This is a genomic window from Tundrisphaera macrotermitis, assembly GCF_051175315.1.
GTDB lineage: Bacteria > Planctomycetota > Planctomycetia > Isosphaerales > Isosphaeraceae > Tundrisphaera.
In genome coordinates this window covers 5118927-5145877 of sequence record NZ_CP195100.1, presented here as the reverse complement: position 1 = coordinate 5145877, position 26951 = coordinate 5118927, and the positions used below count along the sequence as shown (strand labels likewise).

The window sequence follows — 26951 nt, the reverse complement described above, 5'->3', positions numbered from 1 at the left end:
TCGGGTCAGACCCCGACCCGCGCCGGGGTGGTCCGGGCGACCGGAGGCTTGGCCGACGGGCCCCGGCCTTCCAGGGCCGGGGAGATCAGGGCGATCGCCGCACCGAGCAGGAGCAGGCCCTGGACCGACAACGACTGGACGTTGGGATAGAGGCCCAGCAGGGGCAGGCTCCAGGTGGTCCAGGACAGCGGGGTCACCTTCATGATCCCGGCGCTCTGCAACTCGAAGACGCCATTGCCGGCGAAGATCACCGACATCGCGAACAGGATCGAGCCGGTGACCTTGAAGAACGGCCGCATCGGCAGCCGGGCGCTGGTCCTGCGGACGATCAGCACGATCACCGCCAGCCCCACCAGCCCGACGCCCAGCCCCGCCGCCAGGCCGATCAGGCCGGGGCGAGAGCCCCCCTGCCCCGAGATCATCGCCTGGTACATCAGCGCGGTCTCGGCCCCCTCGCGGTAGACGGCCAGGAAAGCCGTCACGCACAGAGTGCCCAGCCCCCCGCCGTTGGCGGCCCCCTGCATCGTCTTCTGCTTGAGGAAGTCAGCCCATCGCTTGGCCTGGGTCTGCGAGATCAGCCAGTAGCTCACGTAGAACAGGACGACGGTGGCCAGCAGCATGACGGCCCCCTCGATGATCTCGCGGGTCTGGCCCTGGGTCGCGGCGATCAGCGAGTTCAGGCCGACGGCGGTCAGGGCGCTGGCTGCCACGGCCAGCCCGACGCCCCAGCGGATCGCCTTCATCGCCCCCGGCTGGCCCGACTTGGCCACCAGGGCGATCAGCATCGCCAGGAGCAGGATGACCTCGACCCCCTCGCGGAGGATCGTCGCCAGCGAGACCACGAACGCCGCGCCGAACGAACCCACCTTCACCGCCTCGGTCCGGGCGATCGCCGCGGCGACCTCGGAGCGGAGCGCGGCCAGTTCGACGCGGAGGGGTTCGCCCGCCAGCCCGGCGTCGATCCGGCCCCGGATCGTGTTGAATCGGGCCTCCAGGGGCTTGACCTCTCCGGGGCTGCGGACGGTCAGCACCCGCTCCAGAGGTTCGAAGTCCTGGAAGTAAGCGTCGGTCATGGCGGAAGCCGCATCGCCGGCCTTGCCCGCGTCGGCCAGGTCCCGCACCCTGTCAAACGAAGCCTTCAAAGCCTGCTGCTGGCCGGCCAGGTCGGTCGGGGCCTCGGTGGATTCGGTCGACTCGACCGGGGCGTTGGCCGTCGAGGCTCCCACCTTGGTCCGATCGGTGATCCCCATGCGATTGAGGTCTTCGGAGGCGTGCGACAAGCTCAGCAGCAACTGACGGGTCTTGTCCACTAGCAGGGAGGGCGAAGAGGTCCCTTCGCTGACCTTGGTGAGGGCCGATCGAAACTTGAGGAACTGACCCTCGATCTCGCCGGCCCGCTTGTATCCGAGCGACCGCCGCACGGCGGTTTCCATGTCCGATAGTTCGAACTCGCTCCAGTAGGCATCCTCGGCCAGCTTCCGGGCCCGGGCCAGCCCTTCCGGCTTGCGGGCCAGTTCGCGGGCCTCGGCCAGCAGCAGGCCGATCCGGTCGGTCACCTCGGGCCAGGTCCGGATGGGCGTCTCGGCACGGGCCGTCGCGACCGCCGGGAACCCTTCCAGCGTGATCGTGCCCAGGTCGGCCGCCCCGCCATTGACCTCGACGACGCGCTCCAGGGCCGGCCCCATCTCGTGCCAGGCCTTGAGCGTGTATTCGCCGTCCGGCACGCCTTCGAAGCGGAACGAGCCGCCGCCCCGGCAGACCTTGGCCCAGGGGGAATCCGTCACCACGACATACCCGCGCATGTGGCTATGGATGTCGCACACCAGGCGGATCACCCCGGACTTCTCGGGCACGAACAGGGCCGGAACCCGGGGGGCCATGCTCTTGTTGAACGGGAAGCCGGGCGTCAAGATGTGGACGTTGTGCGTCTCCGAATCCTCGTTGGTGAACCGGATCGTCTGCCCGGTGGCGACGACCTGCACCCGGGGCTCGAACTGGAGCCCCCGCTGATTCACCAGCGCCACCGCCCGCGCCGGACGCTTCGCCGCATCCTCGGCGGCCGGCTTGACGCCCGAGGCCGGCTCCAGCGTCACCACGGCGGGGCTGATCGCCGGCGAGCAAGAATCGGGCATCATCACCCGCCCCGTCACCGCCGGGACGTCCGCACGGGCGGACATCGGGATCAAGAGGCCGAACAGCGCCAGGAGCCGGCAGGCGGGGCGAGCGAGCATGTTCGAGGGTCTCGAAGGCGGCGGGCGGAGCGGAGAGGCCACGCATTGAGATTCAGTCTCAGTCGGCCTTTATTCTAATCCCGGCGCGTGGCACCGTCAATCATCGAGTCGTGGCCGCGGCGTTTTCCCCAGGGTGGCGATGATGTCCAATCTCTACGTCGAAAGCCCCTATCATGGACCGGTCCGCGAGGGGGTGACGACGGTGGCCGGCCGATCGATCCGGCTGATCCGGCCCGCCGAGCCCGATCGCTTGCTGGAAGATCCCGAGATCGCCGCATTCAATGAAAAAGACGACTACATGCCCTACTGGGGCTACCTCTGGCCCGGCGCCTTCCTGCTCGGCGAGGCCCTGGCGGCCGGGAACTGGCCGGAGGGGACCCGGGCCCTGGAGATCGGCTGCGGGTTGGGCTTGACCGGTCTGGTCGCGGTCGCGATGGGCTTCGAGGTCTGCTTCACCGACCACGACCGGACCCCGCTCCGGTTCGTCGAGCGGAGCGCCCAGGCCAACGGGTTCGACCCGGCGACCTATTCGACCGCCCTGCTCGACTGGCGCGAGCCACCCGCCGAGCGCTACCCCCTGATCCTCGGCGCGGACGTCACTTATGAGCGCCGGCTGATCCCCCTGGTCGCCGGGGTCCTGGCCGCGATGCTCACCCCCGACGGCGTGGCCCTGATCTCCGACCCCGGCCGGTCGCCGGCCGAGGGATTCGCGGCGACCCTGGCCGGCTTCGACCTCCGATGCGAGTCCCAGGCGGCCCGGGCCGAGTCCGAGGAGTTGGGCCCGCTCAAGGGCACGATCTATCGGGTCACCCGCAAGGGATAGTCACCCGAGGCCGCCCGGGGCCCGCCGAAGGGCGAGAATATGGTTGACTGGCCGGGGCGCTGCGATACGATTGGATGGACAAGGGGTCTTCACGCGCGGCGTCTTCCCGACGGAGGCGCATCCTCGTCCGTTTCGTGGTCCTCCGGCCTGCCCATGAACATCCCGATGATCTGGGGCTGGATCTGGGCGATCTTGCCGGGTTCCCGCGAATGGGCGCTGATGGCCATCGTCACGCTGGTCCTGTTCGGCCGCTCGCCGTCGTTGCGAAGGCGGGCCGTCCGCTGGGCCCGCCCGTGGCGGGACGGAGACCGGATCCCCGAAACCCGGACCCTGATCCTGGTCGCCGTCGTGACGGCCGCCCTCACGGCCTCCCTGATGACCTGGATGCAGTCCGGCCCGCCGCGAACGCCCTGACCCCTCCTTTTTGCCCCTCGACTTCGCCTCGCCCCCGAACCCGACCCACCTGGAGCCTCTCCCATGCCCTTCGCCTTCGGCCTCCCCGGCGGTTATGAGTTCCTGGTCGTCGGTTTCGTCGCCCTGCTGATCTTCGGCAACCGCCTCCCCAGCGTGATGCGGTCCCTGGGCCAGGGCATCACCGAGTTCAAGAAGGGCGTCAACGGGATCGAGGACGAGACCGACACCACCACCACGCCCGCCAAGACCCCCACGGCCTGACCCGCCGTCCCGACCCACGCCCGAACTCGGTCCGCTCGATCTTGCAGGAGTCTCACCCATGCCCCTCGCCTTCGGCCTCCCCGGCGGATACGAATTCCTGGTCGTCGCCTTCGTGGCGCTCCTGATCTTCGGCAACCGCCTGCCGAGCGTGATGAAGTCGCTGGGCAAGAGCGTCACCGAGTTCAAGAAGGGCGTCGCTGGCATCGAGGACGACCTCGACGCCGCCGTGACCGCCGACAAGAAGCCCGCCGCCACCACGACCCGCGACCTCGACTGACCCGCCCGCCTCGTTGACATGGGGCCCTCCCCTCCTCCGACAGGAGACCGCGACGCGATGTTCCCCAATCTCAATCCGATGGAGATGATGGTCGTGTTCGGGGTGGCCGTCCTCCTGTTCGGCAAACGCCTCCCCGAAGTGGGCCGGACCCTGGGCAAGGGGATCGTCGAATTCAAGAAGGGGATCCGCGGCATCGAGGACGAGTTCCGGTTCGATGCCCCGTCCTACACGGCCCCCGTCTCCACGCCGACGCACACGTCCTCCGACGTTTATGAGTCGTCCGTGCCCAAGTTCGAGCCCCCGACCTCCGCCCCCGTCCGCCAGCCGGACGTCCCGAATCTGACCTTCCCGGACTGATCCGACGCTCATACCAAACCATCTCGGACGGGCCGGGCAACGACACGCCGCGTTGCCCGGCCCTCCGCATTTCCCGGGGGCCTCGGATGAAGATCAGCGTGGTCGGGATGGGCCATGTGGGCGGCGCGCTCGCCTTCGCCCTCGTCTTGCGGGCGGTCCCCCACGAGCTGGTGGTGGTCGGCCGGACCCGCGACAAGGTGCTCGGCGACGCCAACGACCTGATGCACGCCGCGGCCCTGGTCCGGCCGATGCGGGTCCGGGCCGGGGAGCTGGCCGACACCGCCGGGAGCGACATCATCTTCCTCGCGGCGAGCGCCGCCAAGGATGCCCACGGCGACCGGCTGGACGCGGCCGAGGTCAATGCACGCCTGTTCCGAGAGCTCGTGCCGCCCCTGGCCCAGGCCTCGCCGGAGGCCGTGATCGTCGTCCTGTCCAATCCCGTCGATATCTGCACCTACGTTGCCTTGAAGGCCTCGGGCTTCCCGCCCGGCCGAGTCCTGGGGACCGGGACGCTGATCGACACCGCCCGATTCCGCTCGTTGCTGAGCCGGGAGATCGGCATCAATGCCATCGACATCCGGGCCTACATTCTGGGCGAGCATGGCGAGACCCAGTTCCCGGCCCTCTCCGTCGCCAGCGCCGGCGGGATGCGGCTCCGCACCGAGGACGTCGATGCCCGCGCCCTGGCCGACAAGGCCAGGGGTGGCGGCCATCAGGTCGCCCGAGAGAAGGGCTACACGAACTATGCCGTGGCCCTGTCCGCCACCCTGATCGGCCAGGCCATCGCCGAAGACGCCCGGACGGTCCTGCCCGTCAGCACCCTGGTCGACGGATTCCTCGGAGTGAAGGACGTCTGCCTGAGCCTCCCCTGCGTGATCGGCCGGCGCGGCGTCGACCGCATCCTGCCCGTCACGCTCGATGCCGACGAGGTCGAGCGATTCCGGGCCAGCGCCTCGGTCCTCCGCAAGGTCCTCGACGAGATCGGAGAGCCACCCTCGGCCCCGCAAGCCTAGCCGGTGGGTGTCGTGCTCATCGTGGCCGAGACCGCAGGCGCGTTCCGCAAGGTCTGGTAGATGACGCAGTAGCGTTCGGTCAGCTTCATCAGCGTGGCGAGCTGGTCGGGGCTGGCGTCGGAATCGAGGTCGAAAGCCAGTCGGATGGCCGAAAACCCGACGTTGGCTCCCTTGTCGACGGCCAGCGTCCCGCGGAAATCCAGGTCCCCTTCGGCCCGGACCCGGCCTCCCCGGATCGGGATGTCGAGCGCCGTGGCCACGGCCCGCAAGGTCACCCCCGCGCAGGCCACCAGGGCCTCCAGCAGCAGGTCGCCGGAGCAGAATGCCATCCCGTCCCCGCCGGTCGCCGGGTGCAATCCGGCCTCGATCTGGCCTCGGCCGGTCTCCACCCGGCAGGTGATCGCTTCCTCTCCCAAAACTCCCTCGGCACGGAGGACGACCTGGGCCGATGCCGGATCATCGCGATACTTCGCCTTGAGGGGAGCCTGGAGGGCGCGTAGCTCATCCGAATCCATGAACTTACCTCCATCGCTGGGCGTTTGGCGTTCGACAACGAACAACCCAGTCAGGACGACAACAGCCTTTCTCACCCGTTCGATCCGGCCGGCAAGACATCCTCACGTCGGACTCAGGTCTTACGCCAGTCCACTCCCGGCCCGAGGCTGTATTTCCACTAGTCTGATAGCTTGGTGCCGATCATGGGATCGCAGAGTCGATTAGTCCCAACCTCGTTGAATCAAGATCCGGCCGGCCGGGACAAGTCGGTCGATTTCGAAACGAAAAAAGCCGCCGCCCGGCATCCCTGGTGGGGGATGTCGGGCGGCGGCTGGTGTGGGATCCGGCGATGACCGACTTTCGCGCCAAGGGCACTATCATGGGCCTGGCGGGCTTAACGGCCGTGTTCGGGATGGGAACGGGTGGGGCCCCGCCAGTATCGTCGCCGGAAGTCGGCCGGGGGAGGGTCAGCTCCCCGCGGCCGCGGTGGTTCGGATCGTCCGCGGAGGGTGGTCGCACACACGCGTCGTGATGGCGGACGGGATCATCTCGGTCGCGGACCCGCGGAGGATCGCGGATCGTCGTCGATGGGCCTGAGATCCCGAATGATCGCGGCCCTGTTGGGGGCGGCGACGAGTCGGGGTGGTCAAGCCGCTCGGCTGTTAGGACCGGTCGGCTGCGACGGTCGCCCGTCGTGCACTCCCGGCCTATCGACCTGGTCGTCTTCCAGGAGCCTTCGCAGCATATCGCTGCCGGAAACCTCGTCTTGAAGAGGGCTTCGCGCTTAGATGCCTTCAGCGCTTATCCTTTCCCGACCTGGCTACCCGACGATGCCCCGAGCGGGACAGCCGGAACACCAGAGGTCGGTCCTCCCCAATCCTCTCGTACTAGGGGAGACCCTTCGCAAGTTTCCAACGCCCACGGCAGATAGGGACCGACCTGTCTCACGACGGTCTGAACCCAGCTCGCGTACCGCTTTCATTGGCGAACAGCCAAACCCTTGGGACCTTCTCCAGCCCCAGGATGCGATGAGCCGACATCGAGGTGCCAAACCTCCCCGCCGCTGTGGACGCTCGGGGGAGATCAGCCTGTTATCCCCGGAGTACCTTTTATCTGTTGAGCGACGGCCTTTCCATCCAGCACCGCCGGATCACTAAAGCCGACTTTCGTCCCTGCTCGACTGATGGGTCTCGCAGTCAGGCACCCTTGTACTTTTGCGCTCATGTTGCCCGATTGCCGACCGGGCCGAGGGTACCATTGCACTCCTCCGTTACGCTTTGGGAGGAGACCGCCCCAGTCAAACTGCCCGATGAACACGGTCCCGATCCGGGCCACGGATCGGTGAGGACCAACGTCGGTTCAGGGTGGTATTTCACCGATGGCTCGCCGACGGCTGGCGCCGCCGGGTCGCTGCCTCCCACCTATGCTACACAAAACCGACGCTGGGCCAGTGTCAACCTGCAGTAAAGGTTCACGGGGTCTTTCCGTCTGACCGCGGGTACGTGGCATCTTCACCACGGCTACAGTTTCACCGGGTCCCTCGTGGAGACAGCGCTCCAGTCGTTACGCCATTCATGCAGGTCGGAACTTACCCGACAAGGAACTTCGCTACCTTAGGACCGTCATAGTTACGGCCGCCGTTTATCGGGGCTTCGGTCGCCAGCGTCGCTTTCGCTAACCGGCTCCCTTAACCTACCGACACCGAGCAGGCGTCAGACTCTATACGTCCTCTTGCGAGTTGGCAGAGTCCTGTGTTTTTGATAAACAGTCGCTAGAGCCGATTCTCTGCGGCTCACCCCTCGCGGGATGAGCACCCCTTATACCGAAGGTACGGGGTCATTTTGCCGAGTTCCTTCACGAGGGTTCTCCCGAACGCCTTCGGATGCTCGCCTAGCACACCTGTGTCGGATTGCGGTACGGGCCGATGGATCGTCCACGGCGGGCTTTTCGTGGCCGGGTGAAGAGGGGCTTCCGGATCGAATGCCGTCGCCCTTGCGGGACGGGGTAATCTAATGCCCCGACCCCTCATTTCCCGGCGTCCTCGCCGCTTCAACCTCACCACCGGGTGGCGGAATATTAACCGCCTGCCCATCGTCTACGCCCTTGGGCCTCGACTTAGGTCCCGACTGACCCTGGGCGGATTGACCTTCCCCAGGAAACCTTGTGCTTTCGGCGGACGGGCTTCCCACCCGTCTTATCGTTACTCGTTCCGGCATACGCACTCGCCATCGCTCCACCGTTCGTCCCCGTACGGCTTCGCCGCGGATGGCGACGCTCTCCTACTGCTCGATTTCTCGAACCCGCGACTGCGGCGTGACGCTTGAGTCCCCGTCATTTTCGGCGCGGGATGGCTCGACCGGTAAGCTGTTACGCACTTTTGAAATGGTGGCTGCTTCTAAGCCAACATCCCGGCTGTCACCGCGATCCCACTTCCTTTGCCACTGAGCGTCAACTTGGGGGCCTTGGTCGGCGGTCTGGGTTGTTTCCCTCTCGAGCGTGAAGCTTATCCCCCACGCTCTGACTCCCGGGGTCCGCCTGACGGTATTCGGAGTTGGGTTTCGGCGGGTAGGCGGGAAGCCCCCCGGCCGAATTCCGTCGCTCTACCCCCGTCAGGTACTGCCCGAGGCTGGCCCTAAAGCCATTTCGGAGAGAACGAGCTATCTCCAGGTTTGATAAGACTTTCACTCCTCCCCACGGGTCCTCCCCCGATTTTTCAACATCGGTGGGTTCGGTCCTCCACGGCCTGTTACGGCCGCTTCAACCTGCCCATGGGTAGTTCACCTGGTTTCGCGTCTACTGCGCCCGACATCGTCGCCGGTTAGGACTCGCTTTCGCTGCGGCTCCTCCCCTGAAGGGATTAACCAAGCCGGACACAGTAACTCGCCGGATCATTATGCAAAAGGCACGCGGTCAGGCCGGCCGAGGCCAGACGCCCTCCCACCGCTCGTAGGCACGGGGTTTCAGGTTCAGTCTCCTCCCCTTATCGGGGTTCTTCCCACCGTTCGGTCGCCCTACTGGGTTCGCTATCGGTCGTCATCGAGTACTTAGCCTTGCGGGATGGTCCCCGCCGATTCAGGCCGGGTTTCACGTGCCCGACCCTACTCGGGTACCGGATAGGAGAGTTCGCATCGTCGCCTACGGGACTGTCACCCGCTCTGGTGCCGCTTTCCAGCGGACTTCGGCTGACGCTGGCTCATTCCATGGCTCCGGCCCCACGACCCCGGGTGGTGTCCCACCCGGTTTAGGCTGGTCCCCGTTCGCTCGCCGCTACTGAGGGAGTCTCGGTTGATTTCTTTTCCTCCGGGTACTGAGATGTTTCAGTTCCCCGGGTCTCCGACGGGCATTCCGGGATCGACGCTCTTTGGGCAGCTCCCCCGGACTTATCGCAGCCAACACGCCCGTCATCTGATGACGCCTAGGCATCCCCCCCGTGCCCTTAAGGACTTGACCACTCCGACCCGTGCCCGCCCCGATCCCGTGAAGGATCAGGAGGCCGTGATCGCATGAATCTTGAGTCCCATCGATTCGAGGCCGGCGCGTCTCGCGACGCTCCTTCCCTCGGAGTAACGATCCTCGCATGGGATGGTTTAGTCCCCATGCGGATCCAAAAGGGTCCACGTTCGTGGATGATTCTGTGCCACTACCACTTTCGAGTTTGCACTCGCTTGCGTGTGTGTGACCAACCGCCGAATTGTGAAAGATCCGATGCGTCGGGGCCAACGCCCCGGGCACCTGGCCACCGGCCAGGGGGCGACGCAGCATCCCTGGGGGACCTGCACCGCCCCGCACCCGGTGGGGGAGCGGAGAGGGAAGCGACGGGAGGGCCGGGGAAGGGGTATTAACCCCACCCCCGGCATCCCGGGATTCGATCGATCTGCTGCAAGCGTAGACCACGTTCTATCGAGTCGGGCCCGCAAGGGGGGCCGGCGTCGGGGATCGTGTCCGGGACGGGCCGATGTCATCTCACGGCCCGGCACCGCGGTGAGGATACGGGATCCTCGGTGCGGCGTGTACTCCGGCGTGGATGAAGATTTTCCAAGTTTCCTTAGAAAGGAGGTGATCCAACCGCAGGTTCCCCTACGGTTACCTTGTTACGACTTAGTCCCCATCACGGGTTTCATCTTCGGCGCCTGCCTTTCGGCTCCGGCGACTTCGGATGCCCCCCGCTTTGGTGGCTTGACGGGCGGTGTGTACAAGGCTCAGGAACACATTCACCGCGGCATGCTGATCCGCGATTACTAGCGATTCCGGCTTCATGCGGGCGGGTTGCAGCCCGCAATCCGAACTGGGGGCCGGTTTATGCGATTAGCTCGGCCTTGCGGCTTGGCGACGCTCTGTCCGGCCCATTGTAGTACGTGTGCAGCCCCGGGCATAAGGGCCATGAGGACTTGACGTCATCCCCGCCTTCCTCCGGCTTAACGCCGGCGGTCTGTCTAGAGTTCCCGGCATGACCCGTTGGCAACTAGACACAGGGGTTGCGCTCGTTAGGGGACTTAACCCAACACCTCACGGCACGAGCTGACGACAGCCATGCAGCACCTGTGCACGTTGTACCTTGCGGCCTCACCGACGTTTCCGCCGGCTAATCCGTGCATGTCAAGCCCGGGATAAGGTTCTGCGCGTAGCCTCGAATTAAGCCACATACTCCACCGCTTGTGTGAGCCCCCGTCAATTCCTTTGAGTTTCAGCCTTGCGACCATACTCCCCAGGCGGAACACTTCACGGTTTCCCTACGGCAGGGAGCCCATCGGCGAGCCCCCTACCCAGTGTTCATCGTTTACGGCCAGGACTACCGGGGTATCTAATCCCGTTCGCTCCCCTGGCTTTCGCGTCTCAGCGTCAGAAAGGGTCCAGGACCTCGCTTTCGCCACGGGCGTTCCTTCCGATCTCAACGCATTTCACCGCTCCACCGGAAGTTCCAGGTCCCCCTACCCCCCTCGAGGCCGGTCGTATCCCCGCCACTTCCCCGGTTGAGCCGGGGGATTTCAGCGTCGGACGTGCCGGCCCGCCTACACGCGCTTTAAGCCCAGTAATTCCGAATAACGTTCGCACGGTTCGTCTTACCGCGGCTGCTGGCACGAACTTAGCCCGTGCTTCCTCCAGGGATCGGTCAAGCTTCGCCTTCCTCCCCCTCGACAGGAGTTTACAACCCGAAGGCCTTCGTCCTCCACGCGGCGTCGCTCGGTCAGGCTTGCGCCCATTGCCGAAGATTCTCGACTGCAGCCTCCCGTAGGAGTCTGGGCAGTGTCTCAGTCCCAGTGTGCCGGGCCATGCTCTCACACCCGGTAGGCATCGCAGGCTTGGTGGGCCGTCACCCCACCAACAACCTAATACCACGACGGCCCGTCTCGCGGCGGCCGAAGCCTTTGGCGGCAAACCGATGCCGGTTCGCCGCGTCGCCGGGAATTACCCGGGGTTTCCCCCGGCTATGCCCGTCCGCGAGGTTGGTTACCATCGCCTTACTCACCCTTGCGCCACTCCCCTTGCGGGGCGTTCGACTTGCATGCCTAATCCACGCCGCCAACGTTCATTCTGAGCCAGGATCAAACCCTTCGAGATGGGAGAGCGGACGAGTCCGCTCCCATTTCCTCGGGTCGAGGAAAAACTAACTGGTCGCCCCGGTCCGATCGGTCGGAGATGAACCCGACCTCGCCACCGAGTGCTGCGTGATCCGACCCGGACAACACGGCGAGGCCGAGGCCCCACCCTGCTCATCCCGATCCTCCCACGCCGGCTCCCCTCAAGGGCCCGCTCACATGCGTGTGTCTGCTTGCAGACGATCGACCGAATTGTCAAAGAAGGGACCGGGAGAGCTTCCCCCCGACCCACGCGACCGCGGCTCGTCCGATGGACTCCCCGCGACCTCGCTTTTTCCACCCGCCCTGAGACGCAGCAAGCGACCCTCGCGGGCCGCCCTATTCGAGGGCTTCGGTGGTGGTTGTCGCCGGTTTCACTCGCAAGTCATTCGCATGACTCGGTTTGTGTCGGCGACGAGTGAGATATTACCGGGAAGATGTCGCGAAGTCAATCACTTCGTTTTTTTCTTCTCGGCCCGCTCCGCGGCGACTCTCGCCCCCGCCTCGCGTCGTCACCGTTCTCACCGGCGACAAGGGCTATAATACCGGGCAATCGCTCTCGATCAAGGGCTTAGTCTCGCTTGTTTCGAGTCTTTGCCTTCGTCCTCTTCGCAACTCATTCGCGCACAACAAGATCCAAACCAATAATGACGTCCAAAAGATTTGCAGCCCTGCTTGCTTTCCCGGCGCCTTGTATTCATATCGTACCTTTTGGCCCCCCGATCCGCTGATGTCCACGGCCATCTGACCTTCAATAGTCCGTCTCATCCTTGCCGGTCGCCCGTTCACCGACACCTGCCACCCCGGCATCCACGTCTCGGTGACGATCAGTTGGCCTCGCCCCTGGTTCACCATCTCGATGTCGATGAGGTCGGGCGAATGGCCCATCCAACGGGGGAGACTTCTCGCTGGTTGCTTGTGACCAATTGATGGCTCCCGGCTGGGAACCTCATCTGGCGGGTCGTCGGGGATGAAATAGGTTCGCGGGTATGCCGTCGGGTTGCGGCAGACCGAGAAGGGCCGCCCCTTCCACGATCCGGACACGACGATCGGCCACCGAGGGTCGAGACGCAGTGTGTCGCCGATCAGATACTGTACGCCCATGCGATCGAGGTTGTGCTGGCGGATCGCGCGGCGATGATCGCTCACGGCGGAATCCATCGGCCGGTCGAGTTGCCACGGCTCGGGCGTGAAGGTGCGATACAACGGCTCGTAGATCGTGGCGGCATGGCGGATCTGGAACGAGTCGTTGACGTTGGTCTTCCTGTAGCCGTGGGCTCCGGCACGCAGGTCGTCATAGAACGGATCCACGGCGCGAATCATGACGGCCGAATTCACGCCCGGCCCCCGGTCCCTTTCAATGGCCGAGCTGATCGGGTCGGGACCAAGAAAGGCACCAGGAGGGGCAACCAGAATCAAGGAAGCTCCGTAGGCCCCGAGTTCCGCGAGCCCCCAAAGGCCGAGCCAGGTGGCGAGCGAGCCCCGAAGAAGCGAGGAGCTTCGTCCGAAACGACTCGCGACCCAGAGGCCCATCAGGGCGAGCCAGAAGATCCATTGGTGGCCCACCTGAGATATAGCGGGCAAAATTCGGGCGTAATCGGGGATTCGCCGGATCGTTGGATCGGCGGGGGACGCGAACGCCTGGGCCCAGGTCCCGGCCAGGACCAGGCCGGCCAGGATCAGGGTGATTCGGGCCGTCACCCGGCACCAGGCGGCCCAGGCGTCGGGTTGGCCGGCGATCCTCCTTAAAGAGTCCACGCCGAAGCCGGCCAGTAATGATGCGCCGAGGCTGGCCAGGAATAGGGTGCGGGCGGGGACCCGGAATCGCCCGAAGCCGGGGAGCGCCTCATAGAGGATGGTGAAAAGGCCCAGTTGCCGACCGGCCGCAACCCAGATCGAGACGAGGACGAGGATGGTCCATCCCCGGACGGCCCGGCGGTCGGGGGCCAGGGCGAGCCCGGTCACGGCCAGCGCCAGGGGGATGAGGCCGATCGAGGTCAGCGCTTCCCAGTAGTTGTCGTGGCCGAAGTAGTCGCCGGGTCGGCCCAGGGCGAACGGGCTGAGGAGTTGCAGGGCATTGATCGGGAACAGGTGATAGCGGCCCGCCTGGTCCGCGGGCAGCGCCGCGTTCCTCAATGTATAGGGGCTCACCAGGAGGTCGGGGAGCCATTCGTTGGCGGTTACGCCGACAATGAGGAGGGTCAGCCCGATGCAGGCCGCCGCCGAACGGCCGACCGCCGTGAGGCCCGGCCCGGTTCGGCCGAGCGCGATGAGGTCGTGGAGCCACCAGGCGAGGAGGGCCACCGCCAGGAGATAGGCCTCCTGGAGGTGGCCGGCCAGGGCCGAGCCGGCGAGGATCGGCACCAGCATGAGGCCGGGCAGGATCTGCCCCCGGCGGGCGCCCGACATCGCGAGGAAGGCCCAGGGCATCCAGGACGCAGACCAGACGTGCGGATAGTGCCCCTCGAACGCCTGGGCGAGGACGTATGGCGACGCCTGGAAGCACCCCGCGGAGACGACCGATCCCCAGCGATCGATCCCCGAAATGCGAGCCAGGCCATAGGTCCCGAATCCGCCCCAGAGAAGATGAAGGGCGGTCATCCAGCCCAGGATCCCTGGAAACCAGAAGCGCCAGGCCAGCCAGGTCGGCGGGTAGAACAACCCGGCCTGGGGGTTGCCGACCAGGGGTCGGCCGCCGAACCCCCGGTCGTCCCAGGCGGGGACGCGGCCGAGTCGCGCCAGGTGGCCGGCGATGGCCGCGTGGTGGGGGATGAACAGGCGGGTGGCGTCATTGCCGATCGAAGGGGGATCGTCGGCCCGGCGGGCATGATCGAGGCTCGGCCGGTTCGCGTCGACGATCAGGCCCGAAGGCCGGGCGACGAGCCGGCCGAAGCAGGCCAGGAGCAACAGGGGGAGCAGGATCGCGACGGGCCCGACGCGACCTGGCCGGCGTGGCGTCATCAGCGTGCGGCCCTTCCAGTATTCCGGGCGGGGGCAGTCGAAGGGGGATCAGGCCGATTCGAACTCATCGCCCGGGATCGATCGCAGCCCGGCGGGCCGGTCCTGGCCCCTGGCGGCGGTCGCAAATTTGGGCGCCGGGGGGGCGACCGTGGCGCGTCCGGCCTGGATCCCGTGGATCAGCCCGAAGTAGCGGTCGAGGTGGGCGGTCTCGGACCACTCGCCGATCCTCATGGCGTAGCCCTGGTCGGCCAGCTCGTCACGCAGGGCGTCGTCGTGGACCATCCGACGCAGGGCCAGCAACAGCTCTCCGTCGGTCTGGTAGCCGAGCCCGCCGCCGCTGAGGACCCCGGTCTCGTAGATCGCCCCGCCGCCGCGATGGACGACGACCGGCGTCCGCACGGCGAACGACTCCAGGACGACATAGCCGAAGGTTTCGGGGAACAGCGAGGGGACGACCACGGCGCGGGCCCCGTGGAACAGTCGGGCCAGGTCCGACCCGCCCATCAGCCCTTCGAAGTGGACGTTGGGGACGTCCGCGGCCAGGGCGCGGAGCTTGGCCTCATACGGGCCGGTGCCGGCGATCCGGAGATCCACTTCCGGGAGGAGCCGCATCAGCGGGATCAGCCGCTGGAACCCCTTCATGCGGACCAGGCGTCCGGCGGCGGCCAGGTAGGGGCGTTCCAGGGGGGCCGGCTCCTCGTCCTCGATCCCGTCAGTGTAGTCGTCGGGGAGGAAGTACGGCAGGTGGACCAGGGGCGCCCCGATGCCCCGGCGTCGGTGTTCTTCGAGGGCGTGGCGGGACGGGAAGACCAGGGCGTCGATCTCGCGGAGCCCGTTCTCGATCTTGCCGGTGGCACGCCAGGCCTGGGGCGGTCGGCCGCCGGCCAGGGAGCACTGGATGCAGTTCGGGCCGTCGCAGGCCTTGCGGTCGTACTTCCAGAGCAGGTGCATCGGGCAGATGAGCCAGTGCTCGTGGGCGGTCATGATCCGGACCGCCCCTTTGCCCAGCTTCAGGACGTCGGGGCCGCCGACCAGCGAGATGTTGTGGAAGTGGACGACGTCGGTGTCGACGGCATCGAGGGCCTTGCGGAGGGCCTCGGCCTTGAAGACCGGCCGCCCCGTGACCTGCGTGGCCAGGGGGGAAAGGATGCCCAGGCCGCTCTCCAGCGGGTGGACGTGGAGCCCGGGGGGCGGGGTGTACTCGCGGAGCGGGTGCTTGCCCCGGACCGAGTTGAAGGCATCCACGCAGTGGAAGACGTGGACCTCGTGGCCCCGGCGGCAGAGGGCCCGGGACAGGCGATCCACGTAGGCGGCGTCCCCTCCGAAGCTGTGGGCGCCGAAGAACGTGGTGACCATGCAGAATTTCATCGGTGACCTCCTGTCTCCGGCCCGTCGCAAGCGACTTCGGCCGGGCCCGCCGGACATCCCGTTCCGTGCGCACCCGGCGATCGACGACCTTGTATCAGGTTTCGCCGGATCGTACCAGTTCGACTCGACCGGCTCGAATAGGCCGGATCATCCCCGGACCAGCAGGAGCCGGAGGTGCTCGCGGCGGAGCCCACCCAGGGCCGCGAGTGCGGCCACGTAGGCGATGGCCCCGCCCAGGACGGCGGCCAGGACGTGCCAGCGGAGCAGGCCCAGGCTGACCGGGACCATGACCAGCGACGCGGCGAACGGCCGGCCCAGGTGGTGATGCCAGGCCGGCGCCCGACCTTCGCGGGCCAGGCACCGATAGCCGGCCGCCGCCAGCATCAGGGCGACCGCGCAGACGGCGGCCGACGCCCCGACCAGGCCGAACCGGGACAGCATCGCCCAGACCAGGGGACCGGACCCGATCGCTCCCAGGGTCAGGAGCCGGACCCCCGCGGTCTCGCGGTTTAGGGCGATCAGCGTCGTGTGATAGAGGAAGGCCAGGGTCAGCAGCGGCGTCCGCCAGATCCCCACCGCCAGCAAGGGGCTGGCATCGGCATAGCTCAGCGGCAGGAGGAGCTTGACCAGCGGCTGGGCCAGGATCGTCGTGCCGATGGCCACCGGGATCAGCCCGAGGGCCAGGACCCGGACCAGGGCATCCAGGGCCGCGCGGCTCGCCTCCGGGGTGTCCCGCCATGAGCGGGCCAGCGCCGGGAAGACCACCTGCTGGAAGATGATCCCGAAGGTCAGGGCCGCCGTGATCATCCGATGCGGGGCGCTGTAGAGGCCGACCTCATCCCAGGGGAAGACCAGCCCCACGACCATCAGGTCGACCGAGCCCAGCACCGTCTGGGAGATCTGGATCAGCATGACCGGGCGCGATCGGCGGAGGAAGACCCGGAGGAATCGCCCGCCGAACCGGGGCCGGGGCATCCCGTAATGGCGGACGTAATGGGCCCACACCAGGGCGATCCCGCACAGTTCGCCGGCCGCCAGGCAACCCGGGACCCAGGCGATCCGGCCCGGATCGGCGACCAGGAGCCAGACCCCCACGGCGTAGACGGCCGTCCGGACATAGAGCGAGATGGCCACCAGGCCCATCCGCTCCAGCCCCCGGTAGGCGAAGTCGAGCCCCATCGCCGTGGTCAGCAACATCAGCCCATACAGGCAGAGGAGGTTGCGGTCGGCGGCATCGGTCATCGTCCACGAGGCGACCGCCAGCAGCCCGGCGAACAGGGCGGAGGCGATCACCAGTTTGATGAACAGGAGGTGGTTCACCAGGGGCCGGACCAGCCGGGGATGCCGTGCCAGCTCGCGGGCGGCGATCACCTCGCTCCCGTTGCGGACCAGCAGCACCAGCCAGAACACCACGTTGAAGGCGAATTCGATCCGCCCGTAGCCCGACCGCTTCAGGTTGTCGGTCAGCGACAGCGTGACCACGACCGAGGTCGCCCGGCAGGCCACCTCGGCGGCGCCCAGCGAGAAGAAGTTGGACGCGATCCGCCGGGGAGCGATCGGCGAGCCGAGCGGCGGCTTCGAGGGGGCCGGGGCGGGCCGGGACGCGGGCCGCCGATGCTGGGATCGGATCCGACTTCGCGAGGGGATCGGTGGGGCGGTGATGGCCATGCGGAAACGCACTTCCCTGGGGATCGGCGGGCCGTCGTCCTGGGCCCCCCGCTCGATTCGCCCTCGACCCGACCCGCCGGACTCGCCCGTCGCGGGGCGGCTCGACCTGATCGGTGCGTCGCTCCGTCCGCGGGGCGTCCCGGTCCATCTTCCGGCCCGAAGGCCGGCCCAAACACGCGACCCGTCTTCTCCCGCCCCCGTCAACAGCCCGGTCGGGGCGAGTCGGCGAAGGCGCGGGCATCCTAGTCGCGGGTTAAAAGCCTGTCAATCCAGAGGATCGACCGCCCTCCTCCGCCGACTTGAGCCCAAGTCCGCCGGGGGAAGCCACTCTTAATTCCTTTCCGAGAGCCGCAGGATCCCCGACGCATCGGCGACCGGGGGGTCGAGCCACCGCGTCTTCGGGCGGACCTTGGGCTCATATCCGGCCACCGCCTCGGGCCGGAACCCGGTGATCCGGGCCAGGGATTCGACGATCTTCGGGCGATCCGAGCCCTGGAGCAGCCGCAGGACGTGGGCGTCGTCCTCCAGGAAATCGGACGGGCGGAGCACGCCCGCCTCGATCCCCTCGTTCAGCGCCCCGGCGAACTCATTATAGATGTAGGCCTCGGTCGGGCTGGCCCACCAGTCGCGGTTCATCACCCCGAATCGCTCGGCGGCCTCGCGGGCGACCGCCTCGTCGTCGAAGGCGATGGTCCGGTCCTGCACCGTGAGGTGGCGGAGATAGCGGGCCACGTCGCCGGGGCCGGTCACGCCGCAGGCCAGGCTGTCGCGGAGGAAGTAGTCGATGCGGTCGGCGCAAAGCCAGGGTAGCGGCCGTTCCAGGAGGGGATAGATCGAGTCGTCGAAGAACTCCTCCGGGCTGTACCCCATCGCGGCGAGGGCCTGGACGATGTCCGGCCGGGTCAGGAATTCGGGCTTGAGCCCCTCGTGGTGGTCCTGCTCTTCGGTGGCGAACACGAAGTCGACCGCGTGCGAGAAGGCGGTGTGGGAGATGTCGTGGAGCAGCCCCGCCACCCGCTCGCGATGCCCGGCCCCGAGCCGCCCGAGCAGGTGATACACCCCCAGGCTGTGCTCGTGCCGCGTCACCGCCTTGAACGGAAACGCCAGCGCCGAGGGGCCCGCCTGGCGGATCCCCCGGAGTCGCCGGAAGGTCGGGCACTCGATCAACGCGAGGACGCCGGGATCATCGATCCGCACATCGCCATAAACCCGGTCGTTCCAATGCATCGACGCCTTGCCCCTTCGCCTCGATCCCGGCCCAAGATCCGACCCCATCGATGATCGATCCCGGCCGCCTTCATTGCAAGGGGAACGGCGCAACGCTGACCGGAGATTGACGATGATTGGCGAGAACACGCCCGTTCCCACCGGCATTCGGCTCCGCTAAGATGGTTCCGGGTCGCCGCGATCGAGCGGTCGAGTCGGATCCCCAACATTCAGACGAGTTCGAAGAGGCCGGCACGCCCGATGGGCGGAGGGGCAAGACCGTGAATCGATTGCGGACAGGATTTGGGATCGGGGCGCTGGCGGCCCTGGTCGGCTCGACCCTGACGGGTTGCGGCGGGTCGACCGAGGGGCCGGGTTCTTCGAAGGGTGCCCCCACCGCGTCCGGCCCCCGGATCGTGCTGGTCACCAACAGCAACTCCGACTACTGGAGCGCCGTCGAGAAGGGCCTCAATGATGGCGCCGCCAAGTTCGGCGCCAACGTCGAGATGAAGCGGAACGACGGCACCACCGAAGGCCAGATCCGCCTGCTGGAGGAGGCCCTGAGCATCCCCGACGTCAAGGGCGTGGCCGTCTCGCCGATCGAAGCCGAGGCGGTCGGCATCGCCGACGCCCTGCGGAAGCTCAAGGACGCCGGCAAGAAGGTGATCTCGATCGACTCCGACCTCACCCCGAGCGCCGCGGACTCCCGCCTCGCCTACATCGGCACCAACAACACCAAGGCCGGCGAGGCCGCCGGCAAGGCCGCCGCCATGATCCGCCCGGACGGCGGCAAGACCGCCATCTTCGTGGCCACCTCCTCCGCCACCAACGCCATCGAGCGGATGACCGGCTTCTTCGAGGCGGCCGGCCCCAAGTTCGCCAAGATCGAGACGTTCGAAGACGGCGCGGACATGAACAAGGCCCAGACCCTGGTGGGCACCGCCCTGACCAAGTATCCCGACGTCGGGGTCCTGCTCGGCCTCTACTCGTACAACGGGCCCAGGATCGCCGAGGAAGTCTCCCGCTCCCCCGAGATCCGCAAGAAGGTCCTGGTCGTGACCTTCGACCTCGACGAGCAGGCGATCGCCCACCTCGAAAAGAAGAACATCGACGTCACGGTCGTCCAGAATCCCTACGAGATCGGCTACCAGACGGTCCACCTGCTCAAGGCGTACATCGAGGACGACCAGAAGACGATCGACGAGATGCTCCCCAACAAGGCGACGACCTATGATACCGGCGTCCGGGTGATCGTCCCGGGCGAAGACTCGCCGGTGAAGGGGGACAACGTCCTCACCATCGAGAAGATGAAGGAATGGCTCTCCAGCAAGGGACTGAAGTCGTCCTGAAGACCCAGGAATCTCCCGGAGGGGGGTGGCCGTCGCCGAGCCGGCGGCCACCCCCCTTCGATCCGTCCGATCGATCGGCAGGCGCCCCGCGGGGAAAGACGAGGCTATGGACGAGAATCAACGGGCGGACGCCGGATCGGTGCCGGGATCCCCGAAGCGTGACGACGACTTCGCCGGACCGGCGGGGACTCGGGGGGCGGGCGGCGGGTCGATGGTCGACTGGTTCCGGACCCCCGAGTGGGGGCTGGTGGCCAGCATCGCGGCGATCCTGGGCCTGATCTACCTGCTCGACCCCTCGCACGCCTTCTTCCAGGAATACAACCTCAACTCGCTGGTCCAGCAGATCGGCCTGTATGGCGTGCTCGCGCTGGGCGCGTCGGTGGTCATCATCTCGGGCGGGATCGACCTCTCAGTGGGGGCAGTGGTCGCCCTGACCTCGGTCGTCAGCGCCAAACTGCTGACCGAGTGGCTCCGCAATGGCGAGAATCCCGCGATCCCGCCGTCGACCGCCGTGGTCGTGGCCGCGATGGCCCTGACCCTTCTGCTCGGCCTCGCGATCGGGCTCGGCCACGCGTTCCTGATCAACCACCTCCGCCTGCCCCCGTTCATCGCCACCCTGGCCTCGATGTCGGGGCTCCGCAGCCTGGCGTCGATCATCTGCTCCAACAAGCAGATCAACGTCCCCTACCCGGCCTTCCGATCCCTGGGCAGCGGCGAATACAAGACCTTCGCGACCTTCGGCGTCGTCGCCATCGCCGTCGCCATCACGATGGGCGCCACGGTGCTGGGCCGGCACCTCTATGCGATGGGCGGCAACGAGGCCGCGGCGCGGCTGAGCGGCCTCAAGATCAACCGGCTCAAGATGTTCGCCTACGGCCTGTCGGGCATGCTGGCGGCCCTGGCCGGCATCCTGTTCACCGGCCGGAGCGGGCAGGCCGACTACAAGATGGGCATCTCCTACGAGCTTTACGCGATCACCGCGGCCGTGGTCGGCGGTTGCAGCCTGTCCGGCGGCGTCGGCTCGGTCCGGGGCACCGTCCTGGGCCTGGTCCTGCTCCAGACCCTCATCAAGGGCACGGCCCTGGTCGTCAAGAAGATCGACTTCATGATCGGCCAGACCCGCGTCCTGATCGAGTTGAACAGCACCCAGGTCGAAGGCCTTGTCCTCGGCTCCGTGATTCTCATCGCCGTCGCCGTCAACCAGCGGTTCCGGGTCAAATCCTGAGGTCGGCCGCGCCGAAGTGAGCGGGTCGCGATCTCCGCGGCCCGGCTCGGACGGGCCCCATCCCCGGTGTTTCAGGCCGAGGGTGTCGACTCACCCTCGGCGCCCGATTCGAGGAACGCGCGGAAGGTCAGCGAGATCCTCCGCCCCTTGTGGCGGGCGAGTTTCGGGACGGCGTGCTTCCAGGCGAGATTCGTGTCATACGGCATGACGAAGACCGTCCCCGAGGCGGCCGGGAAGTCGCGTGTCAGCTTCCTCTCCGGATGAGATAGCCGGAAGACACGCTCCTCCCCGAGCGACACGGTCACGATCGGAGTCCCCGGGGCCATCCCCTTGATGCTGTCATGGTGCGGGCCGATGTAATGCCCGAGCCCGCCGTCGTACCAGTTGATGAGCAGGCCGTTGAGCCGCTCGTCAATGGCCACGCGGGCCCAATCCCGGAACGGTGCCAGGTCCTCGGCTACGGGCAGCGCCGCGTTGATCCGCCCCGAATAGTGGTAGTCGACGCCGTACGCCTGCTGCCATCGCGGCGTCTCGACCGGGCGACCGTGCATCTGGATGACGTGGTACTGGTCCGGGTGGATCGCCCAGAGGGACTCGAACCCAACCTCGTCTAACCGGAGATGTTCCGGCAATCGGCCCGCGAAGAAGTGGTGGCCATCGTCCAGGAGATAATCCTCGAAGCCGGCATACCGGACTGTCATGGCTCGCGGTCCCCGTCGGGGCTCCCTCCGAAGACGTTCCGCCATGCAACCGGATCGATGGGCGGTCGAGCTCGGACACGGCTCGAAACGAACCCAAACCCGCGCCGCGATCAGTGGCGAGGGGCGTCCCAAACGAACCCAACGCCCGAAGATGGCGCGGCGGATCGGACGCGCCCAAACGAACCCAACGACGGGGTGACCCCATCCAATCGGCGGCCGGCATTCTTTGCTGCAACCGAGTGATGGGTCGAGGCCCATGAAAAGAGAACCACCCGACCACAAGCCGTGAGGCCATTGGTCGGGTGGTCCAAGTTTCGGACGTCGAAGGCGGTCGCGATCGATCAGCGCTTCGAGAACTGGAAGCTGCGACGGGCCTTCTTGTGGCCGTACTTCTTACGCTCGACCATGCGGGCGTCGCGGGTGAGGAAGTCACCATCGCGGAGGGCCGGCAGGAGGTCGGGGCGGAACTCGGCCAGGGCGCGGGCGATGCCCAGCAGCACGGCGCCGGACTGGGCCGACTTGCCGCTGCCGGCGACGTTCACGAAGACGTCGAGCCGCCCGCCCATCTCGGTGGCCTGGAGGGGCGACCGGACGTCGCTGCGGTGGGTCTCTTCGACGAAGTAGGCGTCGACGTCAAGCTTGTTGACGACGAACTTGCCGGTGCCTTCCTGGATGCGGACGCGGGCCACGGCGGTCTTGCGCCGACCAGTGCCCCAGATGTACGGGTTGTTCACGGCCGTGGCCATCGTTGGTTCGATCCTCGACCCACCCGGAGGGCCCGGGTGGGGTGTCTGGTGATTCAGTCAATAAGAAGGAATGTACGGTGCCGATTATTCGGCGGCGGTCTCGGTCGACTCCGTCGCCTTGACGGCGTTCGGCTCGACCAGGCCCGGGGCGGTCGTACCGGCGGCCGGCGTGGCCTCGACCGGGGCGGCCGACTCGACCTTGGCGGTCGGCTTGCGGCGCGACTTCGACGGCTTCGCGACCGGCTTGGGGGCGAACAGGGCGCCGGCCGAGGCGGGGCGGCCGTTCACGGCCTCCAGCGGGATCGGCGACTGGGCCTGGTGCTCGTGGAGGCTGCCGGAGACCAGCTTCAGCTTGGCCATCATGTGGCGGCCGATCTTGTTCTTCGGCATCATCCGCTGGATGGCCAGGCGCAGGATCCGGTCCGGATGCCGTTGGAACAGCTTCCAGGCCTGTTCTTCCTTCTGCCCGCCGGGGTGACCGGAGTAGCGCTGGTAGAACTTCTGCTGCCACTTGTTGCCGGTGAACACGACCTTATCGACATTGGTGACGATCACATAATCGCCGGTGTCGATGTGGGCCGTGTAGGTCGGCCGATGCTTGCCCATCAAGATCGGCGCGATCTGAGCGGCGAGCCGGCCCACGACCACGTCGGTTGCGTCGATGATGTACCACTGGGCGGAGAGTTCGCCGGCCTTCGCCTGATAACAATTCATGGACAAGCTACCTAACCTTCGTGTCCCGAGCGTCGGCCTTGGCGGACTTCCTCTTCCCAAGGCGAAACGCCCATTCTAATAACGCCATCCGGCCCGTCAAGGTCGGTTTAACCGCCTTTGCTCGATCTGCGCGACGAACGCGGCATGCTCCGGGGTATCAAGGCCCTGACGAAGAGTCGCCAGCATACCCCGCCGGTCCCCTCGAAAATAGGCTCGGGCATCGAGCCAAAGGCCCGGAAACGTGATCGATCGATAGACTCCATCAGGCCCGACGGGCAAGTCGAGGAAGCGATCCTCTCGCAGGAAGAACCAGTGGACGGCCCGATGGACGCCATCGATCACGAGATATTCGCGAGCCCCGGCCGCCTCGTAAATCTGCCTCTTGCTCTTCAGGTCATGGGCCAGGCTGCTGACGGCCACCTCGATGGCAAACTCGGGGGCGCCGACGAGGAAATCACCGGCATCCAGGAGGGTCTGGCCCCCCTGGTCCGGTTCGATCAGCAAGGCGACATCCGGCTGAAGTTCATTCCAGGGGTCGAGCTTGAATGTCACGTTGGTGCCGACGGCCGTCCCTGCGGTATCGGCCGCGTAACAGCCGAGAAACCAGGCCATCAAAGCGTCGAAGCTCCCATGCGGATACCGAACCGGCGATGCCATGACGCGGACGACCCCTTCGATCAACTCGGCCCGGAAGTGCTCGGGGGTCTGCAGGTAGAGGGCATGAAACGTCGGCTGGTCGAGGCGTTGGCCATCGAACAAAACCGGCGTTTCATGAATCCCAACCCGTCCGGCCTCGTCGCGGTTGGCGGTCGCCATGGTCGTCCTCCCGGATCGAGCGGATCAGGCCTGGGCCTTCTGCTGGATGAACGCCTGGGCGCGTTCGAGGGCGGCGGGGATCTGGTCGGGCTTCTTGCCGCCGGCCTGGGCGAGGTCGGGCCGGCCGCCGCCGCCGCCGCCGACGACCGGGGCAACGTCCTTGAGCCACTGCCCGGCGTGGAGCCCGAGGGCGACCAGGTCGGGAGTGAGCCCGGCGATCAGCGTGACCTTGTCCTCGGCGGCCGAGGCCAGGAGGACGGCCAGGTTGGTCGCCATCTTGCGGCGGAGGACGTCGATCAACTGCCGCATCTCGTCCGGGTTGGCGGAACCGACTGCGGCGGTCACAACCTTGATATCGCCGACCGAGGTCGCCCCGGCCAGCAGGTCGTCGGGGGCGACCTTGGGGTCGTCGGCCTTGCGCTGGGTGGCCTGCTTCTTGAGCGTCTTGACCTCCTCCAGCAGGGCCTGGACACGGGCCACGGCCTGGGGGGCGGGGACGCGGAGGGCGGCGGCCACCTCGGCGAGCGCGTCCTCTTCCTGGCGGACATAGTCGAGGGCGGCCTGGCCGGTCAGGGCCGAGATCCGGCGGGTGCCGGCCGAGACCGACTCCTCGGCGATCACCTTGAACAGGCCGACCTTGCCGACGTTGTCCAGGTGGGTGCCGCCGCAAAGTTCGCGGGAGAACTCGCCCATGGAAACGACGCGGACGACCTCGGGATACTTCTCGCCGAACAGGGCCATCGCCCCCAGTTGCTTGGCCTCGGCGATCGGCATGGTGGTCCAGGAGATCGGCTCGCCCAGGAGGACCCGGCGGTTCACCGTCTCCTCGATCTTCCGCAGCCGCTCGCGGCCCACGGCCTCGGGGTTGGCGAAGTCGAACCGGAGCCGGTCGGGCTCGACCTTGCTGCCGGCCTGCTGGGCGTGGTGGCCCAGGTGTTGGTGGAGGGCGTGGTGGAGGACGTGCGTGGCCGAGTGGGCGCGGCGGATCGCATCGCGGCGATCGGAGTCGACCTCGGCCCGGCAGGAGGCCCCGACCGCCACGGTCCCCTCGACGACCCGGCCGATGTGGAGCGTGAAGTCGTTGTCCTTCTTGGTGTCCGAGACCTGGAAGGCGAATCCGTCGCCCCGGATCGTGCCCAGGTCGCCGACCTGGCCGCCGCTCTCGCCGTAGAACGGGGTCCGGTCCAGGACCAGGACGACCGGCGCGTCCAGGTCGGGGTTGGCCGTCTCGGAGTCGACCAGGTGATTGCGGGCCACGATCCCGATCACCTGGGCGTCCGCGGCCGTCGTCTCGTAGCCGAGGAAGGCGCTGCCGTGATGATACGAGGTCTTGAGGATGTCGAGCGGCCCGGTGGTGAAGACGGCCGCGGCGTTCTGGTTGCCCCGGGAGACCTTGCCGAACTCCTCCATCCGCCGGGCGAACCCGGCGCGGTCGACCTGGAGGTTCTGCTCGGCGGCGAGATCCTCGGTGATCTCGAAGTAGAGCCCGTAGGTCGAGTGGAGGTTGAAGGCGTCGTCGCCCGAGACCGTGTCCGACCCGGCCGCCTTGGTCTTGCGGAAGACGTCTTCGAGCCGGCCCATGCCGTTTTCGAGGTTGCGGAGGAACTGCTCCTCCTCCTGCTTGACCACGGTCTTGATCCGGGGCACGCTGCCGGCCAACTCGGGATACGGCTTGGCCATCACCTCGGCCACGGTCGGGATGATCTGGGACAGGAACGGCTCGCGGCGTCCCATCCGGTAGGCGTCCAGCACGGCGCGGCGGAGGAGGCGGCGGACGATGTAGCCCTGCTTCTCGCTGGACGGGGCGACGTTCTCGTGGATGCAGAAGGCCAGGGTCCGCGAGTGGTCGGCGATCCGCCGGATCCGGATCCCGTCCAGGGTCGAGGGGTCGTAGGCGATGCCGAGGTTATCGGCGGCCGAGGCGACCAGGGGGCGGAGGATGTCGATCTCGAAGTTCGACGGCACCTTCTGGAGCGCGGCGGCCATCCGCTCCAGGCCCATGCCGGTGTCGATGTTCTTCTTGGGCAGGGGTTCGAGCTGCCCAGGGCCGACGCGGTTGAACTGGGTGAAGACCAGGTTCCAGATCTCCACCTCCTCGATCCCGTCGCCGTGGTAGAAGATCTCCGAGCAGGGGCCGCACACGCCGTCGGGGCCGTGGGTCGGGGCGCCGGCGGGCCAGAAGTTATCATCCTCGCCCATCCGGGTGATCCGGTTGGCGGGGAGCTTGATCTCGTCGTGCCAGATGTTGAAGGCCTCGTCGTCGTCCAGGTAGACGGTGACGGTCAGCCGCTCGGCCGGGACCTTGAGGCGATCGGTGAGGAACTCCCAGGCCCAGTGGATCGCCTCGCGCTTGAAGTAGTCGCCGAACGAGAAGTTGCCCAGCATCTCGAAGAAGGTCATGTGCCGGGGGGTCCGGCCGACGTTCTCGATGTCGCCGGTGCGGATGCACTTCTGGCAGGTCGTGGCGCGGGTGAAGTTCGGATCGCCCAGCCCCATGAACTCCCGCTTGAACTGGTTCATCCCCGCCGGGGTGAACAGGACCGTATCGTCCCCGCGGGGCACGAGCACGTCGCTCGGCTTGCGGAGGCAGCCCTTCGAGACGAAGAAATCGAGGTAGGCTTCGCGGAGTTCGTCGGTGGTCATGGGTGGACTTGGCCGTTCCGGTCGTCTTGGGCGAAAGGGGCGACGGGACGTCGTCGGCCATCGCGCGGGGGCGAGGGGCCGGGCGTCCAGGTCTCCAGGATACCCGA

At 67.1% G+C, this 26951-nt stretch carries 18 protein-coding genes, 3 rRNA genes and 1 pseudogene; 8 read left to right on the top strand and 14 right to left on the bottom strand.

Annotated elements, in window-relative coordinates; translation table 11 throughout:
* Positions 1–5: 5 nt before the first annotated feature.
* Positions 6–2231: an FTR1 family protein gene (locus TA3x_RS20880; protein ID WP_435016603.1), complete on the bottom strand. Its 2226-nt coding sequence runs from the start codon at positions 2229–2231 to the stop codon at positions 6–8.
* Positions 2232–2373: 142 nt separating this feature from the next.
* On the opposite strand from TA3x_RS20880, the gene TA3x_RS20875 reads away from it, so the two are divergent.
* The 6 genes from TA3x_RS20875 to TA3x_RS20850 all read left to right on the top strand — a co-directional run bounded on the left by TA3x_RS20875 (position 2374) and on the right by TA3x_RS20850 (position 5376).
* On the top strand, positions 2374–3054 hold the full coding sequence (locus TA3x_RS20875; RefSeq protein ID WP_435016602.1) for a class I SAM-dependent methyltransferase: 681 nt from the start codon (positions 2374–2376) through the stop codon (positions 3052–3054).
* A 153-nt stretch (positions 3055–3207) separates the two neighbouring features.
* Complete coding sequence (locus tag TA3x_RS20870; RefSeq protein ID WP_435016601.1) at positions 3208–3468, top strand: hypothetical protein; 261 nt, start codon at positions 3208–3210, stop codon at positions 3466–3468.
* Positions 3469–3531: 63 nt separating this feature from the next.
* A complete protein-coding gene (locus tag TA3x_RS20865) occupies positions 3532–3729 on the top strand; it encodes a Sec-independent protein translocase subunit TatA/TatB (RefSeq protein WP_435016600.1) in 198 nt (65 codons plus the stop codon).
* A gap of 58 nt (positions 3730–3787) precedes the next feature.
* Positions 3788–4006 (top strand): Sec-independent protein translocase subunit TatA/TatB, encoded by a 219-nt coding sequence (locus TA3x_RS20860; RefSeq protein WP_435016599.1) that lies wholly within the window; start codon positions 3788–3790, stop codon positions 4004–4006.
* Positions 4007–4063: 57 nt separating this feature from the next.
* Entirely contained in the window at positions 4064–4363 is a 300-nt protein-coding gene (locus TA3x_RS20855) for a Sec-independent protein translocase subunit TatA/TatB (protein ID WP_435016598.1), read from the top strand.
* Positions 4364–4449: 86 nt separating this feature from the next.
* Positions 4450–5376, top strand: coding sequence for a lactate/malate family dehydrogenase (locus tag TA3x_RS20850; RefSeq protein ID WP_435016597.1), 927 nt, complete (start codon positions 4450–4452; stop codon positions 5374–5376).
* Here TA3x_RS20850 and TA3x_RS20845 read toward each other — a convergent pair.
* From TA3x_RS20845 to TA3x_RS20810, 8 genes are all read right to left on the bottom strand, one after another.
* The gene (locus TA3x_RS20845; protein ID WP_435016596.1) at positions 5373–5891 is read right to left on the bottom strand and encodes an OsmC family protein; all 519 of its coding nucleotides are present in this window, start codon (positions 5889–5891) and stop codon (positions 5373–5375) included. The two genes, TA3x_RS20850 and TA3x_RS20845, sit on opposite strands and share 4 nt — an antisense overlap.
* Positions 5892–6212: 321 nt before the next feature.
* Positions 6213–6321, bottom strand: a 5S ribosomal RNA gene (gene rrf / locus TA3x_RS20840).
* Between the two features lie 192 nt (positions 6322–6513).
* Positions 6514–9321: ribosomal RNA gene (locus tag TA3x_RS20835) — 23S ribosomal RNA — on the bottom strand.
* Positions 9322–9920: 599 nt separating this feature from the next.
* Positions 9921–11430, bottom strand: a 16S ribosomal RNA gene (locus TA3x_RS20830).
* Together the 16S, 23S and 5S rRNA genes form the textbook arrangement of a ribosomal RNA operon.
* A 554-nt stretch (positions 11431–11984) precedes the next feature.
* A complete protein-coding gene (locus tag TA3x_RS20825; RefSeq protein ID WP_435016595.1) occupies positions 11985–14408 on the bottom strand; it encodes a hypothetical protein in 2424 nt (807 codons plus the stop codon).
* A gap of 48 nt (positions 14409–14456) precedes the next feature.
* Entirely contained in the window at positions 14457–15776 is a 1320-nt protein-coding gene (locus TA3x_RS20820) for a glycosyltransferase family 4 protein (protein WP_435016594.1), read from the bottom strand.
* Between the two features lie 147 nt (positions 15777–15923).
* Positions 15924–17444, bottom strand: coding sequence for an oligosaccharide flippase family protein (locus TA3x_RS20815; protein ID WP_435016593.1), 1521 nt, complete (start codon positions 17442–17444; stop codon positions 15924–15926).
* Between the two features lie 330 nt (positions 17445–17774).
* A complete protein-coding gene (locus TA3x_RS20810; protein WP_435016592.1) occupies positions 17775–18671 on the bottom strand; it encodes an HD domain-containing protein in 897 nt (298 codons plus the stop codon).
* 269 nt (positions 18672–18940) lie between these two features.
* Between TA3x_RS20810 and TA3x_RS20805 the strand changes: the two genes are divergently transcribed.
* Positions 18941–19999, top strand: a complete 1059-nt coding sequence (locus TA3x_RS20805; RefSeq protein ID WP_435016591.1) for a substrate-binding domain-containing protein — start codon at positions 18941–18943, stop codon at positions 19997–19999.
* Between the two features lie 139 nt (positions 20000–20138).
* On the top strand, positions 20139–21224 hold the full coding sequence (locus tag TA3x_RS20800; protein WP_435016590.1) for an ABC transporter permease: 1086 nt from the start codon (positions 20139–20141) through the stop codon (positions 21222–21224).
* A gap of 71 nt (positions 21225–21295) precedes the next feature.
* Here TA3x_RS20800 and TA3x_RS20795 read toward each other — a convergent pair whose 3' ends face one another.
* The 5 genes and pseudogenes from TA3x_RS20795 to alaS all read right to left on the bottom strand — a co-directional run bounded on the left by TA3x_RS20795 (position 21296) and on the right by alaS (position 26844).
* On the bottom strand, positions 21296–21925 hold the full coding sequence (locus TA3x_RS20795) for an alpha-ketoglutarate-dependent dioxygenase AlkB (protein WP_435016589.1): 630 nt from the start codon (positions 21923–21925) through the stop codon (positions 21296–21298).
* Positions 21926–22266: 341 nt separating this feature from the next.
* On the bottom strand, positions 22267–22671 hold the full coding sequence (gene rpsI, locus TA3x_RS20790; protein ID WP_435016588.1) for a 30S ribosomal protein S9: 405 nt from the start codon (positions 22669–22671) through the stop codon (positions 22267–22269).
* Between the two features lie 291 nt (positions 22672–22962).
* A pseudogene (gene rplM / locus TA3x_RS20785) lies at positions 22963–23385 on the bottom strand (50S ribosomal protein L13); the annotation flags it as partial.
* Between the two features lie 96 nt (positions 23386–23481).
* Positions 23482–24201: a Uma2 family endonuclease gene (locus TA3x_RS20780; RefSeq protein WP_435016587.1), complete on the bottom strand. Its 720-nt coding sequence runs from the start codon at positions 24199–24201 to the stop codon at positions 23482–23484.
* A gap of 24 nt (positions 24202–24225) precedes the next feature.
* The gene (gene alaS / locus TA3x_RS20775) at positions 24226–26844 is read right to left on the bottom strand and encodes an alanine--tRNA ligase (protein ID WP_435016586.1); all 2619 of its coding nucleotides are present in this window, start codon (positions 26842–26844) and stop codon (positions 24226–24228) included.
* Positions 26845–26951 lie beyond the last annotated feature (107 nt).